The organism is Pseudolabrys sp. (assembly GCF_035943735.1).
Lineage (GTDB): Bacteria > Pseudomonadota > Alphaproteobacteria > Rhizobiales > Xanthobacteraceae > Pseudolabrys.
On record NZ_DASZBV010000002.1, the window covers coordinates 19,015 to 35,345 of the forward strand.

The 16,331-nt window shown below is 65.4% G+C and carries 16 protein-coding genes; 7 read left to right on the plus strand and 9 right to left on the minus strand.

Annotation, left to right across the window (positions count from 1 at the left end; all coding sequences use genetic code 11):
* The first annotated feature begins 4 nt into the window (after positions 1-4).
* The 3 genes from VGV41_RS00930 (at position 5) to VGV41_RS00940 (ending at position 3,962) form a co-directional block, all read left to right on the plus strand.
* The gene (locus VGV41_RS00930) at positions 5-1,699 is read left to right on the plus strand and encodes a formate--tetrahydrofolate ligase (RefSeq protein ID WP_326861767.1); all 1,695 of its coding nucleotides are present in this window, start codon (positions 5-7) and stop codon (positions 1,697-1,699) included.
* 176 nt (positions 1,700-1,875) lie between these two features.
* Entirely contained in the window at positions 1,876-3,045 is a 1,170-nt protein-coding gene (locus VGV41_RS00935; protein WP_326861768.1) for a DUF2336 domain-containing protein, read from the plus strand.
* Positions 3,046-3,254: 209 nt separating this feature from the next.
* Positions 3,255-3,962, plus strand: coding sequence for an alpha/beta hydrolase family protein (locus VGV41_RS00940; protein ID WP_326861769.1), 708 nt, complete (start codon positions 3,255-3,257; stop codon positions 3,960-3,962).
* 66 nt (positions 3,963-4,028) lie between these two features.
* Here the strand turns inward: VGV41_RS00940 and VGV41_RS00945 are convergent, their stop codons facing one another.
* From VGV41_RS00945 to VGV41_RS00955, 3 genes are all read right to left on the minus strand, one after another.
* Entirely contained in the window at positions 4,029-4,154 is a 126-nt protein-coding gene (locus VGV41_RS00945; protein ID WP_326861770.1) for an MFS transporter small subunit, read from the minus strand.
* Positions 4,155-4,169: 15 nt separating this feature from the next.
* Positions 4,170-5,546: an L-lactate MFS transporter gene (locus tag VGV41_RS00950; protein ID WP_326861771.1), complete on the minus strand. Its 1,377-nt coding sequence runs from the start codon at positions 5,544-5,546 to the stop codon at positions 4,170-4,172.
* A gap of 368 nt (positions 5,547-5,914) precedes the next feature.
* Entirely contained in the window at positions 5,915-6,814 is a 900-nt protein-coding gene (locus VGV41_RS00955; RefSeq protein ID WP_326861772.1) for a LysR family transcriptional regulator, read from the minus strand.
* A 207-nt stretch (positions 6,815-7,021) separates the two neighbouring features.
* Here VGV41_RS00955 and VGV41_RS00960 point away from each other — a divergent pair, with 207 nt between their 5' ends.
* Positions 7,022-8,743 carry an NAD(P)H-dependent oxidoreductase subunit E gene (locus VGV41_RS00960; RefSeq protein WP_326861773.1) on the plus strand — a complete coding sequence of 574 codons (1,722 nt, stop codon included), beginning with the start codon at positions 7,022-7,024 and terminating at the stop codon, positions 8,741-8,743.
* A 146-nt stretch (positions 8,744-8,889) separates the two neighbouring features.
* Positions 8,890-11,805: a formate dehydrogenase subunit alpha gene (gene fdhF, locus VGV41_RS00965; protein ID WP_326861774.1), complete on the plus strand. Its 2,916-nt coding sequence runs from the start codon at positions 8,890-8,892 to the stop codon at positions 11,803-11,805.
* 173 nt (positions 11,806-11,978) lie between these two features.
* On the opposite strand, the gene VGV41_RS00970 is transcribed toward fdhF, so the two are convergent.
* The gene (locus tag VGV41_RS00970; protein WP_326861775.1) at positions 11,979-12,227 is read right to left on the minus strand and encodes a hypothetical protein; all 249 of its coding nucleotides are present in this window, start codon (positions 12,225-12,227) and stop codon (positions 11,979-11,981) included.
* A gap of 134 nt (positions 12,228-12,361) precedes the next feature.
* Complete coding sequence (locus VGV41_RS00975; RefSeq protein WP_326861776.1) at positions 12,362-13,339, minus strand: Bug family tripartite tricarboxylate transporter substrate binding protein; 978 nt, start codon at positions 13,337-13,339, stop codon at positions 12,362-12,364.
* Positions 13,340-13,471: 132 nt separating this feature from the next.
* On the opposite strand from VGV41_RS00975, the gene VGV41_RS00980 reads away from it, so the two are divergent.
* Positions 13,472-14,293, plus strand: coding sequence for an aspartate dehydrogenase (locus VGV41_RS00980; RefSeq protein ID WP_326861777.1), 822 nt, complete (start codon positions 13,472-13,474; stop codon positions 14,291-14,293).
* 5 nt (positions 14,294-14,298) lie between these two features.
* Here VGV41_RS00980 and VGV41_RS00985 read toward each other — a convergent pair whose 3' ends face one another.
* The 4 genes from VGV41_RS00985 to VGV41_RS01000 are packed head-to-tail and all read right to left on the minus strand — an operon-like array spanning position 14,299 to position 15,373.
* Entirely contained in the window at positions 14,299-14,640 is a 342-nt protein-coding gene (locus VGV41_RS00985; protein ID WP_326861778.1) for a hypothetical protein, read from the minus strand.
* A 13-nt stretch (positions 14,641-14,653) separates the two neighbouring features.
* Positions 14,654-14,914 carry a DUF3297 family protein gene (locus tag VGV41_RS00990; protein WP_326861779.1) on the minus strand — a complete coding sequence of 87 codons (261 nt, stop codon included), beginning with the start codon at positions 14,912-14,914 and terminating at the stop codon, positions 14,654-14,656.
* A 40-nt stretch (positions 14,915-14,954) separates the two neighbouring features.
* Positions 14,955-15,137 (minus strand): hypothetical protein, encoded by a 183-nt coding sequence (locus VGV41_RS00995; protein WP_326861780.1) that lies wholly within the window; start codon positions 15,135-15,137, stop codon positions 14,955-14,957.
* Positions 15,134-15,373: a hypothetical protein gene (locus tag VGV41_RS01000; protein ID WP_326861781.1), complete on the minus strand. Its 240-nt coding sequence runs from the start codon at positions 15,371-15,373 to the stop codon at positions 15,134-15,136. Before VGV41_RS01000 ends, VGV41_RS00995 begins: the two co-directional genes overlap by 4 nt.
* 151 nt (positions 15,374-15,524) lie before the next feature.
* Here VGV41_RS01000 and bioB point away from each other — a divergent pair.
* Positions 15,525-16,331, plus strand: an 807-nt coding sequence (gene bioB, locus VGV41_RS01005) for a biotin synthase BioB (protein ID WP_326861782.1), incomplete at its 3' end; no start/stop codon positions are given.

Here is a 16,331-nt window from a genome sequence, read left to right on the forward strand (position 1 = left end):
CCCCATGCCCGCCTCGCAACATCAGAACCCCAAGTCCGATATTGAAATCTCCCAGTCGGCCAAGAAGCGGCCGATCCTCGACGTCGCCAGGGACAAGCTCGGCATCGCGGCGGAAAACCTCGAGCCCTATGGCCACTACAAGGCCAAGGTGTCGATGGAATACATCAAGTCGCTGCAGTCGAAGCCGAACGGCAAGCTGATCCTGGTCACCGCGATCTCGCCGACGCCGGCGGGCGAGGGCAAGACCACCACCACCGTAGGCTTGACCGACGCGCTCAACCACATCGGCAAGAAGGCGATGTGCGCGCTGCGCGAACCGTCGCTCGGTCCGTCGTTCGGCATGAAGGGCGGCGCCGCCGGCGGCGGCTATGCGCAGGTGATTCCGATGGAGGACATCAACCTCCACTTCACCGGCGACTTCCACGCCATTACCTCGGCCCACAACCTGCTGTCGGCGCTGATCGACAACCACATCTACTGGGGCAACGCGCTCGGCATCGACTCGCGCCGGGTCGTGTGGCGACGCGTCATGGACATGAACGACCGCGCCCTGCGCGAGATCGTTTGCTCGCTCGGCGGCGTCGCCAACGGCTATCCGCGCGAAGCCGGCTTCGACATCACCGTCGCCTCCGAAGTCATGGCGATCTTCTGCCTCGCCAAGAACCTCGACGATCTCAAGGAGCGGCTCGGCAACATCATCGTCGCCTATACGCGCGATCGTAAGCCGATCCGCGCGAAGGACCTCAACGCGCACGGCGCCATGACCGCGCTCCTGAAGGAGGCGATCGCGCCGAACCTGGTGCAGACGCTCGAGGGCACGCCGGCCTTCATCCATGGCGGTCCCTTCGCCAACATCGCGCACGGCTGCAACTCGGTGGTCGCCACCACCACCGCGCTCAAGCTCGCCGACTATGTCGTGACGGAAGCCGGCTTCGGCGCCGACCTCGGCATGGAGAAGTTCCTCGACATCAAGTGCCGCAAGGCGGGTCTCAAGCCCGACTGCGTGGTTGTCGTCGCTACCATCCGCGCGCTGAAGATGCACGGCGGCGTCAAGAAGGAAGACCTCAAGAAGGAAGACCTGAAGGCGCTCGAGGCGGGCATGTCCAACCTGCAGCGGCACATCGAGAACGTGAAAAAGTTCGGCCTGCCGGCGGTGGTCTCGATCAACCGCTTCTCGGCCGATACCGAGGCCGAGGTCGCGCTGGTCAAGGAGAAGTGCAAGGCGCTCGGCGTCGAAGCGTTGATGGCCGACCACTGGGCGATGGGCGGCGAGGGCGCCGCCGGCGTCGCCAAGGCCGTGGTCAAGATCTGCGACGAGGGCAAGGCGAACCTGAAGCTCCTCTATCCGGACGACATGCCGCTGTTCGAGAAGGTGCGCACGATCGTCAAGGAGCTCTACCGCGCCGACGACGCCACCGCCGACAAGTCGGTCAAGGATCAGCTCAAGACCTGGGAAGAGATGGGCTTCGGCAAGCTTCCGGTCTGCATCGCCAAGACGCAGTACTCGTTCTCGACCAACCCCGACGCCAAGGGCGCGCCGACCGGCTTCTCGATCCCGGTCCGCGAGGTGCGCCTCTCGGCCGGCGCCGAATTCGTCGTGGCGATCTGCGGTGAGATCATGACCATGCCGGGCCTGCCGAAAACGCCGTCGGCCGACGCCATCGACGTCAAGGATGGCAAGATCGTCGGCCTGTTCTGATCCGGCCCGACCCGCGAGACGCAAAAGGCCCGCCATAAGGCGGGCCTTTTTCATTTGGTAAACGCGGTGTTTCGAAATTGCGGCAGTTTTCGGGTTCCGAGATGAACGAGCCTTTTGCATCTCCATGCTAGCAAGGAGGCCTTGCGTTCAACATGTCAGTACCCGGTCCGAACCCAATGCCCGAATTTGCCCATTCCTGCGATATTTCGTCGCTCGCCGCTCCGTCCTCTCTGCTCGATGAACTGAACGAGGCCATCGCCGCCGGCGATGTGAAGCGTCGTCTGCGGATCCTGTTGCGCATCACCGATCTGTTCGCGGCCGGATCGCGCAGCTATTCGGGCGAGCAGATCGCCGTATTCGACGACGTGCTGCAGGGGCTCGCCATCGATATCGAGGTCGAAGCGCGCGCCGAGCTCGCGCGCCGCCTTGCGCGCACGCAAGACGCGCCGCCCAAGGTCATCCGCTCGCTCGCCTTCGACGATGCCATCGAGGTGGCCGGACCGGTGCTGACGCATTCGTCGCAGCTCTCCGAAGCCGATCTTGTGGAGAATGCGACCACCAAGAGCCAGGCGCATCTGATGGCCATCGCCGAGCGGCTGAAGCTGAGCGAGGCGGTCACGGACGTCCTGGTCGAGCGCGGCGACCGCCGCGTCGTCAACAAGGTCGTGCGCAATCGCGGCGCCCGTTTCTCGCTCGCCGGCTACGGCAAGCTGACCGTGCGTGCCCGTCGCGATTCCAAGCTCACGCTCGCGCTGGGTCGCCGCGACGATCTGCCGCGCGTGTGCTTCCTCAAGCTGCTCGAGGCCGCGTCCGCGTCGGTGCGCGCGCGGCTCGAGGTTGAAAATCCGCACGCCGCCGAGGCCGTGCGCGATACGGTCGACGACGTCGCCACCGTCATGCAGCACGAGGCGCGCGCCGCCTCCGACGCCTACGCCACCGCCGAGCGCGAGGCCCGTACCCGATTCCGCGTCAAGGCGGTGTCGGAAGCGAGCGTGCATGCACCGGCGCGGGCGCAGGAGTTCGAGAAGACCGTGGTGGCGCTGGCGCGGCTCGGCCGCTTTCCGGTGGCGCTTGTCGAACGCGCGCTGATCGACGAGGGCGACGACATGCTGATCCTGTTCGCCAAGGCAGCCGGCTGCTCGTGGACGACGACGCGCGAGATGCTGACGATGTACGCGGCCGACCGCAAGCTCACGCCGGACGACATCACGCGCAGCTTCGAGCGCTTCAGGAAGTTGAGCACGGCGACGGCGCGCAGCATCGTCCGTTTCCAGGAGCGGGTGCAGCAGCAGCAGCGCGCGCAGGCGGATGTGCGGGAGCCGGCATCGGGTTCCGCCGCCGCCTGAGGTGGCGCATTTCCCCACGCCGCAATTTCCGCTAGACCGCACGCCGCTTCATCCCAGAAGGACGCGGCGTCATGGACCTCACGTTCATTCCGGAACGCCGTCGTCGAGATCTTGACGATCGTACGCTGGGTCGACATTGAGACGCCGAGCGCATTATCTCCAAGGCATAGAGCGGGCGAAGCAAGCCTGGTGCGCGCGGAGGGAAGGTAATGGCCACGTTCGTTCTGGTGCACGGCGCCTGGTCCGGCGGCTGGTGCTACGCCAAGGTTGCGGCGCTGTTGCGGGCGCGCGGCCACACGGTGTTCACGCCGACATTGACCGGCCAGGGCGAGCGTGCACACTTGTTGTCGGCGAGCGTCAACCTGACGACGCACGTCGCCGACGTCGCCAACGTGTTTCACTACGAGGGGCTCGGCGACGTTGTTCTGGCCGGTCACTCCTACGGCGGCATGGTGGTCACCGGCGTCGCCGACCGCATCGCCGCGCGCGTGTCGGCGCTGGTCTACCTCGACGCCTTCCTGCCCGAGAACGGCCAGTCGCTGTTCGACATCAACATTCCCGCCAATACGCAACGCTTTGTGGCCAGCGCGGGCAACTGCGGCGGCATAGCAGTGCCGGCGCCTCCGGCGTCGTTCTTCAACGTCAACGCCGCGGACGCCGCGCGCGTCGACATGCTGGCGACACCGTTTCCGCTGGCCGCGATGGCGGAACGTCTCACGCTTACCGGCGCGCATGAGACGGTCCGCAAGCGCGTGTATGTGCACGGCAGGGTGCTGCCGCGCGAGAGCCCGTTCAAGCCGTTCTATGACCGCGTCAGAGACGATCCGGGCTGGACCGCGCATGCGCTCGCCTGCGGTCATCACGTGATGCTTGATATGCCGGAGACGACGGCGGATATCCTGCACGCGGCCGCCTGAGGCGCAGCCCAAAACAAAGCGCCGCCCCCGTCACCGGGAGCGGCGCGTTGCTTCAGCCGTTCGCGATTACTGGAACAGCTTCATCGAGTTGATCAGCGTCTGGATCACGCCCCAAGCGAGCGGGATGCCGACGAAGCCCCAGGCCAGCAGAAGCTGCAGGGTCGTGGTTTCTTCGGTGTCGATGGATGACATGGTTCGTTCCTCCCTTTAGGCGCCGACCGGTTCTTTGCCACGCGTGTCGTCCGCCGCCATGTGCCAGCGGGCGTCGACGGCTTTGACAAGGAAGTTGCAGATGAAGCCGATCACCAGCAACCCGGCCATGATGTACATGGTGTTGTTGTAGGCTTGCGCCTTCGGCACGCCGTGCGTGATGTTGTATTCACGCAGGTAGTTGACGATCACCGGGCCGAAGATGCCCGCCGCCGACCAGGCGGTGAGCAGCAGGCCGTGGATGGCGCCGACGTAGCGCGTGCCATACATGTCACGCAGATACGCGGGCACCGTCGAGAAGCCACCGCCGTACATCGAGATGATGATCAGGAAGCAGACCACGAATCCGGCGACGCTGCCGATCGCGCCGGTGTGCGGCACGGTGCAGTACAGCAGGAAGCCGAGCACCATGAACACGAAGTAGGTGTTGCGGCGGCCGATATAGTCCGACGTGGTGGCCCAGAAGAAGCGGCCGCCCATATTGAACAAGCTCATCAGGCCGACGAAGCCAGCGGCTGCGACAGGCGTGATGTGGCCGGGGAACATTTCCTGGCTCATGGCGGAGGCCTGGCCGAGCACGCCGATGCCGGCGGTCACGTTCAGGCAGAGCACCCACCAGATCAGCCAGAACTGCGGCGTCTTCAGCGCGTCGTAGACGAAGACATCGTTCCTGGTGATCAGTCCCACCGATTGCGTCGGTGCGACATAGCCTGCCGGCTTCCAGCCCGGCGCCGGCACGCGTACGATGATCGAGCCGACGATCATGAAGAAGAAGTACACGATGCCGAGAACGATGAAGGTCTCGGCAACGCCGACATGCGTCGCGGACGAGAACTTCGACATCAGCCACACCGAGAGCGGGGAGGCGATAAAGGCGCCGCCGCCGAAGCCCATGATGGCCATGCCGGTCGCCATGCCGGGGCGATCGGGGAACCATTTGATCAGCGTCGAGACCGGCGAGATGTAGCCGATGCCGAGCGCGATGCCGCCAAGGACGCCGTAACCGAGATAGATCAGCCACAGGTTATGGACGTAGACGCCGATCGCGGACACGAAGAAGCCGCCGGCCCAGCACAGGGCGGCGGTGAACATCGCGCGGCGCGGGCCGCCTTCCTCGACCCAGCGGCCGAACACGGCCGAGGACACGCCAAGAAAGAAGATGGCGAGCGAGAAGATCCAGCCGAGTTCGGTCAGCTTCCAGTCGCCGGGTCCCGACTGCGCGTGGCCGAGGAGCCTCGTCATCGGCAGGTTGAAGACGCTGAAGGCGTAAGCCTGCCCGATGCATAGATGGACGCAGAGCGCCGCTGGCGGCACCATCCATCGGCTGTAACCGGGTTTCGCAATCGTATGACTGCGATCGAGGAATGAGAGCATGTGAGCGGGTCTCCCCTGTTCGAGGGCCGGCCGTTCCGGCGGCCCTTATGTTCTTGGACGGACAGCGGAGTTTGCCTGTTCAGCGCGCCCTACGTCCCCACCATGCAGACTGCGGACGGCGAAATATCGAATCAATAAAGATCATCCTATGCTGCGATAGAAAATTTCGATGCTGCAATTGCGAAAAGCTATGGTCATGTCATATTGCGAAGTGCACAAACTATCTGAAATTATCCAGCATTATCAATTTGATGATCGACCAATCCAAAAAAGAGCGACGATGTGCAACGTCATAGTGTCCGCTGGGCTGCAGTCGTAGCGGCAGCGACATTATCCCTCATCCTTTCGGCTAATCGGCGGGCAGCTGACTAATCAGCGAGCAGTGGCGCGACGCGGCGCGCCTCGGCGACCAGCGCCGCGACCAGCGGCGTCGACGGCTCGCGCAGCGGGAAAACGAGGCCGATGGTCAGGCTCGCCTCGGGACCGACGATCGGGATCGCACGCAAATTATTGGTCTCGGTGAGGCCGAGCGAAGCGGCCAGATGCGCCGGCATCACGCTCGCCCAGCGGCCGGTGCGCACGTGCGAATAGAGCAGGATCATCGAATCCGACTCCAGCGTGATGTTCGGTTCGGCGCCGGTCTCGCGCAGCAGTCGCTCGATGATGCGCCGGTTCTGCATGTCGGGGGTCAGCAGGCAGAGTGGCACCTGCGCCACCTCCGACCAGGAGACCTCCTCGCGCTCGGCGAGCGGCGCGTCCGCGGCGACGAGCAGGCGGTAACGCTCGCGGTAGAACGGGATCGCGTTGACGCGGCCGAGCGGCTCGTTGTCGAGATAAGTCAGGCCGGCATCGGCTTCGAGATTTTCGATCTCGTCGAGGATTTCGATCGAGGTGCGCGAAAACACCGTGAACTGAACGGCCGGATGCTTGGCCCGATAGGGCGTGGTGAGCGTTTCCACCATGGCCAGGGCGGTCGGGATCACGGCGAGGCGCAGCCGGCCGGCAAGGCCGTGTCGCAGCGCATGCACCTCCTGCCGCATGGCCTGGGTGTCGCCGACAATCCGCCGCGCCCATTCGAGCACCCGTTCGCCTTCGGGCGTGAAACCCTGGAACCGGGAGCCCCGATTGACCAGCAGCACGCCGAACGAATCCTCGATCTGCTTCACGCCGGCCGAGAGCGTCGGCTGAGTGACGCCACATGCTTCCGCTGCGCGGCCAAAGTGTTTTTCCCGCGCGAGGGCGAGAAGGAACTCAAGCTTATCGATCACAGCCTAACCATAGGTGTATTCATGCACTAATTACGGGAATGTGAGTAAATCGAAGTATATTCCACATAGAACTCTGATGTGCAGGAAGGTTAATCTGGAATACCATAGCTGACAAGGACGCTTGATAGAAAATAGCTATTGTCTAATTCGCCGCAGCCCCTTGCGTCCGGCGTTCCGAGGCTTTTTCTAGTGTCTGCGGAGGGAGTTATGAGCGTGCCAGTCACCAACGTCCAAGCCCCGGATATCACGCGTAAGGGTCGCCGCCGGCCACCGCGCACGCCCAAAGGTCGCCAGGTCGATCCGGTCGCGCTGGAGGAAGTGCGCGCGCTACTGACCGACCGGTCGCGTCGCCGCGACCTGCTCATCGAGCATCTGCATCTCATCCAGGACCACTATCACCACATCTCCGCCGCGCATCTCGTGGCGCTCGCCGCCGAGATGAAGATGGCGCTCGCCGAGGTCTACGAGGTCGCCACCTTCTATTCCCACTTCGATGTGGTGAAGGAAGGCGAGGACGCGCCGCCGGCGATCACCGTGCGCGTGTGCGACTCGATCTCCTGCGCCATGGCCGGCGCCGAGGCGCTGCTCGAGAAGCTGCCGAAGATCCTCGGCAAGGATGTTCGCGTCGTGCACGCACCGTGCATGGGCGCCTGCGACCATGCACCCGCCGTCGCGGTCGGCCATGTGCAGACGCTTGCTGCCACGCCGGACAAGGTTGTCGCCGCGGTGAAGGCCAATCCGCATGCGCACGTGTGGAAACCGCAAGTCGATTTCGCCGGCTATCAGAAAGCCGGCGGCTATGCGCTGCTGAAGGACTGCCTGGCCGGCAAGCGGACGCCGGAGGAACTGATCAAGATCGTCAGCGATGGCGGTCTGCGCGGCCTCGGCGGCGCCGGCTTCCCCACGGGGCGCAAGTGGTCGCTGGTGCGCGCGGAACCCGCGCCGCGGCTGTTCGCGGTCAACGCCGACGAAGGCGAGCCGGGAACCTTCAAGGATCGCTACTATCTCGAGCGCGACCCGCACCGCTTCCTCGAGGGCGTGCTGATCGCCGCCTGGGTGGTCGAGGCGCATGACACCTATATCTACATCCGAGACGAATACCCCGAACTCCGCCTGATGCTGGAGCAGGAGATCGACAAACTGGCCGGCGCAGGGCTGACGCCGCACACGCGGCTGCATCTGCGCCGCGGCGCCGGCGCCTATATCTGTGGCGAAGAGTCGGCGATGATCGAATCGATCGAGGGCAAGCGCGGTCTGCCGCGCCATCGTCCGCCTTACGTCGCGCAGGTCGGCCTGTTCGGCCGCCCGACGCTCGAGCAGAACGTCGAAACGATGTACTGGATCCGCGACCTCATCGAGAAGGGCGCGGAATGGGCGACCTCGCAAGGCCGTCACGAGCGCAAGGGTTTCCGCAGCTTCTCGGTCTCCGGCCGCGTCAAGAATCCCGGAGTCAAGCTGGCTCCCGCCGGCATCACCATGCGCGAGCTGATCGACGAGTTCTGCGGCGGCATGCAGGACGGTCACACCTTCAAGGCTTATCTCCCGGGCGGTCCATCCGGCGGCATTCTGCCGGCGTCGATGGCCGACATCCCGCTCGATTTCGGAACTCTGGAGAAATACGGCAGCTTTGTCGGGTCACACGCGGTTGTCATTCTGTCCGACAAGGATGACATGAAGGCCGTCGCTCTGAATCTGCTCAAGTTCTTCGAGGACGAGAGCTGCGGTCAGTGCACGCCGTGCCGCGTCGGCACCGAGAAGGCGGTCAAGCTGATGCAGGGCGGCCCGTGGGACGTGGACCTGCTGACGGAGCTGGCGGCGCTGATGCGCGATGCCTCCATCTGCGGTCTCGGCCAGGCGGCGCCGAACCCGCTGATGAGCGTTCTGAAATACTTCCCGGACGACCTGAAGACACCGCTCGGGAAGTGGTGATTATGGTGGTGTGTCCCGGGCGCAGCGCAACACGTGGTGATGCGCTGCAGACCCGGGACCCCGCTTGATAGACGATACCGGGGTTCCGGATCGGCGATGCACCGCTTCGCGCTGCATCGCAGGCGGGACACGAGCGAGGTGATGCGATGAGCAACGACACCAGGAAGCCCGTCGGCTACGGACACGACGACAAAGGCAAAGCGCTCGACGGTGCCGTCGGCGGCGGCAAGCCGGGCGTCGCGCACACCGCGCCGGCCGACAAGTCGGTCGGCGAGGGCGGCAAGTCGACGGCCAAGACCTTCTTCATCGACGATCGCGAGATCGACATCCGCGAGGGTGAATCGATCTTCCGCGCCGCGCGCCGCCTCGACATCAAGCTGCCGCATCTGTGCTACTCGCCGCAGCCAGGCTATCGCGCCGACGGCAATTGCCGCGTCTGCATGGTCGAGATCGAGGGCGAGCGCGTGCTCGCCGCGAGCTGCATCCGCATGCCGGCGGCCGGCATGAAGGTGAAGACGCAGACCGATCGGGCCAAGACCGCGCGCAAGATGGTGGCCGAGCTGCTCGCCACCGACCAGCCGGCGATCGAGGTCGCGCGCGATCCGGAATCCGAATTCTGGAAGACGGCCAAGCGCCAGGGCGTATCCGACGGCCGCTTCCCCAAGCGCGAGCGCGAGGCGGTGCCGGCACGCGACCCGTCGCATCCGGCGATGCGCGTCAATCTCGACGCCTGCATCCAGTGCAATCTCTGCGTCCGCGCCTGCCGCGAAGTGCAGGTGAATGACGTCATCGGCATGGCCGGCCGCGGTTACACCGAGAAGATCGTGTTCGACTTCGACGACCCGATGGGCCAGTCGACCTGCGTCGGCTGCGGCGAATGCGTGCAGGCCTGCCCGACCGGCGCGCTGATGCCGGCGACCTTGCTCAACGACAACCAGGTGCGCGACCAGTTTCCCGACCGCGAGGTGCACTCGGTGTGCCCTTATTGCGGCGTCGGTTGCCAACTGACCTATCACATCAAGAACGACAAGCTCTTGTATGTCAGCGGCCGCAACGGCCCGGCGAACGAGAACCGCCTCTGCGTCAAGGGCCGCTTCGGCTTCGACTACGTGCACAATCCGCAGCGGCTGACCAAGCCGATGATCCGCAAGGAAGGCGTGCCGAAGGTGCCGCACGAGTTCATCGACCCGATGAACCCGTGGACGCACTTCCGCGAAGCGACCTGGGACGAGGCGCTCGACAAAGCCGCGTCCGGTCTCAAGACCATCCGGGACCGCGATGGCTCCAATGCGCTCGCCGGCTTCGGCTCGGCCAAGTGCTCCAACGAAGAAGCCTACCTGTTCCAAAAGCTGGTGCGGACGGGCTTCGGCACCAACAATGTCGACCACTGCACACGCCTCTGCCACGCCTCATCGGTGGCGGCGCTGCTCGAAGGTGTCGGCTCCGGCGCGGTCTCGGCCTCGTTCAACGAGTGCAAGAACTCCGACGTCATCATCGTCATCGGCGCCAACCCGACCGAGAACCATCCGGTCGCGGCGACCTTCTTCAAGCAGGCGGCCAAGCGCGGCTCCAAGCTCGTCGTCATGGATCCGCGGGGGCAGGCGCTCAAGCGCCATGCCTGGCGCATGATGCAGTTCAGGAACGGCGCCGACGTGGCGATGCTCAACGCCATGCTCAACGTCATCGTCGAAGAGAAGCTGTACGACCAGCAGTACATCCAGACCTACGTCGAGGGTTTCCCGCAGTTCGCCGAGAGCATCAAGGAGTTCACGCCGGAGGAGATGGCGCCGATCTGCGGCATCGAGGCCGACACCTTGCGCGAAGTCGCGCGCACCTACGCGCGGGCGCATTCGGCGATCATCTTCTGGGGCATGGGCGTGTCGCAGCACACGCACGGCACCGACAATGCGCGTTGCCTGATCGCGTTGGCGCTGATCACCGGCCAGATCGGCCGGCCCGGCACCGGCCTGCATCCGCTGCGCGGCCAGAACAACGTGCAGGGCGCTTCCGACGCCGGCCTCATCCCGATGTTCTTCCCCGACTACAAATCGGTCGAGGACCCGGAGATTCGCGCCACAGTCGAGAAGGCGTGGGGCACCAAGCTCGATCCGAAAAAGGGCCTGACCGTCGTCGAGATCATGGACGCCGTCCATGCCGACAAGATCAAGGGCATGTACGTCCTCGGCGAAAATCCGGCGATGTCCGACCCCGATCTCAACCACGCGCGGCAGGCGCTCGCGCATCTGGAGCATCTCGTGGTGCAGGACCTCTTCCTCACCGAGACCGCGGTCTACGCCGACGTCATCCTGCCGGCCTCGGCCTGGCCGGAAAAGGACGGCACCGTCACCAACACCAATCGTCAGGTGCAGATGGGCCGCGCCGCGCTGCCACTGCCGGGCGACGCCCGCGTCGACTGGTGGATCACGCAGGAACTCGCGCGCCGCATGGGGCTGAAATGGAATTACCAGCACCCGCGCGACGTCTACACCGAGATGGCCTCGCTGATGCCGTCGCTCGACAACATCGCCTGGGACCGCGTCGAGCGCGAGAGCGCGGTGACTTATCCGTCCGACGCGCCGGATCAACCCGGCCACGACGTCGTGTTCGACAAGGGCTTCCCGCGTCCCGGCGGCTTCGGCAAGCTGGTGGCGGCCAAGCTCCAGCCGCCGAACGAGACGCCGGACCACGACTATCCGTTCATCCTCACCACCGGCCGCATGCTGGAGCACTGGCACACGGGCGCCATGACGCGCCGTGCGACTGTGCTCGATGCCATCGAGCCGTCGCCGACCGCGGCCCTGTCGCGCGGCACGATCGACAAGCTCGGCATCAAGCCGGGCGACATGGTGCGCGTGTCCACGCGGCGCGGCACGGTCGAACTGGACTCGCGGCAGGACGATGCGATTCCGGATGGCGTGGTGTTCATCCCCTTCGCCTTCTTCGAGGCGGCGGCCAACAGGCTTACCAATCCGGCGCTCGATCCCTTCGGGAAGATTCCGGAGTTCAAATTCTGCGCCGCCAAGGTCGAGAAGGCCGAGCCGCGCATGGAGGCGGCGGAGTAGAAGGGCATTACAGCGGTCATCGACATGCCCTCTCCGCTTGTGGGAGAGGGCATTGAGTGACTTGCCGCGCATAATGACGGGTGAGGGGTCCGACCCATCACCCGTTTTGTTTTGACTGTGTTGCTGCGGCTGCCTCTCCCCAAGGGAGAGGGCGCACTCACGAGTGTCCGTCGCTAGGCATGCTCGTCGATCATCTTGTCGTTCGACAAGGCCTGGCGAAACTGGCGGTAGGCGTGCGTGAGGTCGCGCTTCTTGCCCGATTGCTGCGCCACCACCAGCAGCTCGCGCGCGAACGTCCAACGCGAGGCCGATTTCACTTCCGGCAGCAGCTCGCGGTCGATCAGCTTGATCGCCTCTTCGGTGCTGCGCACCACCGACGGCACGCGCCGCGCAGTCGTCTTGATCTCGGCAGGGAAGTCCATCGGCGCCGTCGTCGCTGTGAAACTGGCGGCGTGCCAACGTGGCAGCCTGCAGCTTCGTTCCGCGCGTAACGGGAACCGGAAATGAAAACGGCCGGGCTTTCGGCCCGGCCGCTCATCTCGGACCGAAGCGCCGCTCAGTTCACGCTGACGCCGCTCGCCTTGATCGGCACCGCCCACTTCGCGATCTCGCTCTTCACGAACGAGGCGAGGTAGGCCGGCGTGGCGCGGTCGTCGGAGACGACCTGCGCGCCGAAGCTCTGCAACCGATCCTTCACCGCCGGATCGTGCATCGCCTGGACCATCGCCGCGTTCAGCTTCTTCACGATCGCCCCTGGCGCACCCTTCGGCAGGAAGATCGCGTTCCAGGTGTAGGCCTGCACGTCGAGACCCTGCTCGGCGCTGGTCGGGATGTCCTTCTCGACCGGCGAGCGCGTCTTGGTCAGGATAGCGATCGGCTTGACGTTGTGGCCGTCGATCTGCGGCTTCGCCGTCGAGATGATCTCGCACAGATAGTCGATGCGGCCGGCGATCAGGTCCTGCATGGCCGGGCCGGTGCCCTTGTAGGGGACGTGCGTGATCTTCGGCGTACCCATCGCCGTGTTGAGCACGACGCAGCCGAGATGCGTCGCCGAGCCGGCGCCGGCCGAGCCGAACTGCATCTTCGCCTCGTTGGCTTTGGCGTAGGCGACGAACTCCTTGAGGTTGTTCGCCGGCAGGTCCTTGCGGGCGATGAGCACGATCGGAACTTCGGCGATAAGGCCGACCGGCGTGAAGTCGGTCTCCGCGTTATACAGCGGGTGCTTGTACAGCGTCTGGCCCTGCGCATGCGTGCCCACCGTGCCGAGCACGAAGCTGTAGCCGTCGGGCTTGGCCTCGGCGACGCGCTTCGAGCCGGTCTGGCCGCCGGCGCCGCCGACGTTCTCGACGATGACGTTCTGCTTCAGGATTTCGCCCATCTTGGCGGCAATCACGCGGCCGAGCAGGTCGGTCGGCCCGCCCGCGGCAAACGGGATCACCATCGTCATCGGACGGGTCGGGAAATCCTGCGCCCCAGCCATACCCGGGACAGCGAGCAGGGCCGCGAGCGCGACGCCCAGAATTGTTCTTTTCATTGCAAATTCCTCCTTTTGCACCGGCGACTTTGACCACAGTCGGGAGGCATGCACAAGCGGTGGTCGGGCCCGGTTGCCCGCCGCGCTCCACTGGAGTAGGCACGGCGCAAAAGCAAGCAAAGGACGTCGGGAATGCCGGTCGCAGGACAACGAACGCAGCGCGTGGCCATCGCGGGGCTTGGGCCCATTGGGCTGAAGGTGATGCAGGCCCTGGACCGCGGCATCGACGGGCTTACGCTCACCGCCGTCGCGGTGGGAAATCCGGACAGACCGCGTCCCGAACTCGACCGGCTCTCGCGCAGGCCGCAAGTCTTGCCGGTCGCCGAGTTGGAAAGCGTCGCTGACATCGTCGTCGAATGCGCGCCGGCGGCGATTCTGCGCTCGATCGTCGAACCGTTCGTCGCGCGCGGCAAGATGGCGGTCGTGCTCAGCGCCGGCGCACTGCTGACCAACTGGGACCTCGTCGAGATCGCAAAGAAGAACGGCGGCCAGATCGCAGTGCCGACCGGCGCGCTGATCGGACTCGACGCGGTGACGGCTGCGGCGGAAGGCGTCATCGCTTCGGTGCGCATGGTCACGCGCAAGCCGGTGAAGGGTCTGCTCGGCGCGCCCTACGTCGTCGCCAACAAGATCGATCTCGAGGCGCTGACCGAAGCAACGAAGATCTTCGAAGGCACCGCGCGCGATGGAGCGAAGGGATTTCCGGCGAACGTCAACGTGGCGGCGGCGCTGGCGCTCGCCGGCATCGGCCCGGACAGGACCACGTTGGAGATCTGGGCGGACCCCAAGCTCGACCGCAACACGCATCGCATCGAGGTCGAGGCCGACTCGGCGAGCTTCTCGATGGCCATTGCAAATGTGCCGAGCGAAAATCCGAAGACCGGCCGCATCACCGCGCTGTCGGTGATCGCGCTCCTGCGCAAGCTCAACGCGCCGCTGCGCATGGGAACGTGACGGCGCTAGTGCAGCCGTTTCACGCCGTCGTCGACGACGGTGAGGTCGATGCTGCCGATCAACGTCATGCGCGCGGCTTCGGCCTGCTTGAGCGCGGCGGCGGTCTCGTTCCAGGTCGTGGCGTTGGAGCCGAGCAGCACGACGCCGCCGATCGCGGCGGCGATGGCGCCAAAGAACAGCGATGGCGTGAAGGTCACGAGGGCGAGCAGCGTCAGCGCCAGCCAGGCGCCGCCGACGAGGATCGCGATCTTGGCGGCGAGCGACACCTTGCGGCAGCGCTCGATCGAGACCGCCAGCGCCTCGACGCGCTCTTCCAGGCGCGCAATCTCGTCGCGGACGTCGCTCATGCTGACACCGGGATCAGCCGGCCGGCTTGTCCTTGAAATAGGGTTCGACCGGGCCGGTCAGCTTGATGGTCAGCGGACGGCCGTGGCGGTCCTTGGCGGTGCCCGCCTGTACGCGGATCCAGCCTTCGCTGACGCAGTACTCTTCGACGTTGTTCTTCTCGGCACCCTTGAAGCGGATGCCGACGTCGCGCTGCAGCGCCTCGGCGTTGAACCAGGGGCTGGACGGATCGACCGAGAGGCGGTCGGGCGGGGTGTCGTTGGTGTCGTCGCTCATGAGGCGCTTCTCTCACGCCGCGCGCGGCCTGCCAAGCGCCTCACCTGCGCTGCGGCGGTTCCACCTTGAGCAGTAGCCCCAGCCCGACGAGCAGGATGGCGTAGATGGCGATGCCGGCGGGGATGGCGAGATAGAGGGCGACGCCGCGCCATTGCACAAGGGCGAACAACACCGCCGCGCCGCTGAGCACGGCGATCATCCGCACGATATGGTAGGCACTCATTTCTGGCCGGACTTTCCGTCCATGCCGCGCACGAGCGCCCACGGGTCATTGCTCTTTGCTGCGGCCGCCGGCGTAGCCTTGATCGTCGCCTTGTACCTCCGCTCTATCTCGGCGGCGTCCTTCTTCTTCTGAAGCTCCGCGGCCGTCGGCTGATGCGGCGCTTGTCGCCGGCCCTGGGCGAAAGCCGGGGCGGTCAAAACGGCGAGGGCAAGCAGGGAAACGGTCAGTCGGCGCATGCAGGGGTCCGATTTAGTGGTGGCGGTTCTCAGCTACCCTAGCATTGCCATACCGGACGCTCAATGCGCTGAAATGCTTGCACAATCGGGGCTTTGGCGCGCACGCCCGCTGGGCTAGGATCGCCGCCGTTTATACGAGGACCTGCCGAGAATGACGCTTGCTCATGAGATGCCGATGCGCGCCGCCATGCTGCCACGCCACGACTGGACGCGGGAGGAAGTGCGGGCGCTGTTCGCGCTGCCGTTTCCCGAGTTGATCTTCCAGGCGGCCATGGTGCACCGCCAGCATTTCGATCCGACCGAGGTGCAGATCTCGACGCTGCTGTCGATCAAGACCGGCGGCTGTCCCGAGGACTGCGCCTATTGTCCGCAGTCGGCCAAGTTCGACACCGGTGTGAAAGCCGAGAAGCTGATGGAGGTCGAGGCCGTGCTCGCCGAGGCGCGCGCGGCGAAGGCCGGCGGCGCGACACGCTTCTGCATGGGCGCGGCGTGGCGGGCGCCTAAAGACCGCGATCTCGACAAAGTCTGCGCCATGGTGAAAGGCGTGAAAGCATTGGGCATGGAGACCTGCGTCACGCTCGGCATGCTCGACGGCGCGCAGGCCGAGCGGCTCAAGCAGTCCGGCCTCGACTACTACAATCACAATCTCGACACCTCGCCCGAATTCTACGGCGAGATCATCACCACGCGCTGCTACCAGGACCGGCTCGACACGCTGGCGCATGTGCGCGACGCCGGCATCAATGTCTGCTGCGGCGGCATCGTCGGCATGGGCGAGGGTCCGGAGGACCGCGTCGGCATGATTGCGACGCTCGCGGCGCTGCCGGTGCACCCGGAGAGCGTACCGATCAACATGCTGGTGCAGGTCGAAGGCACGCCGCTGTCGGGTGCGGCGAAGCTCGACGCCTTCGACTTCGTGCGCACGATCGCGGTGGCGCGCATCACCATGCCGACCTCG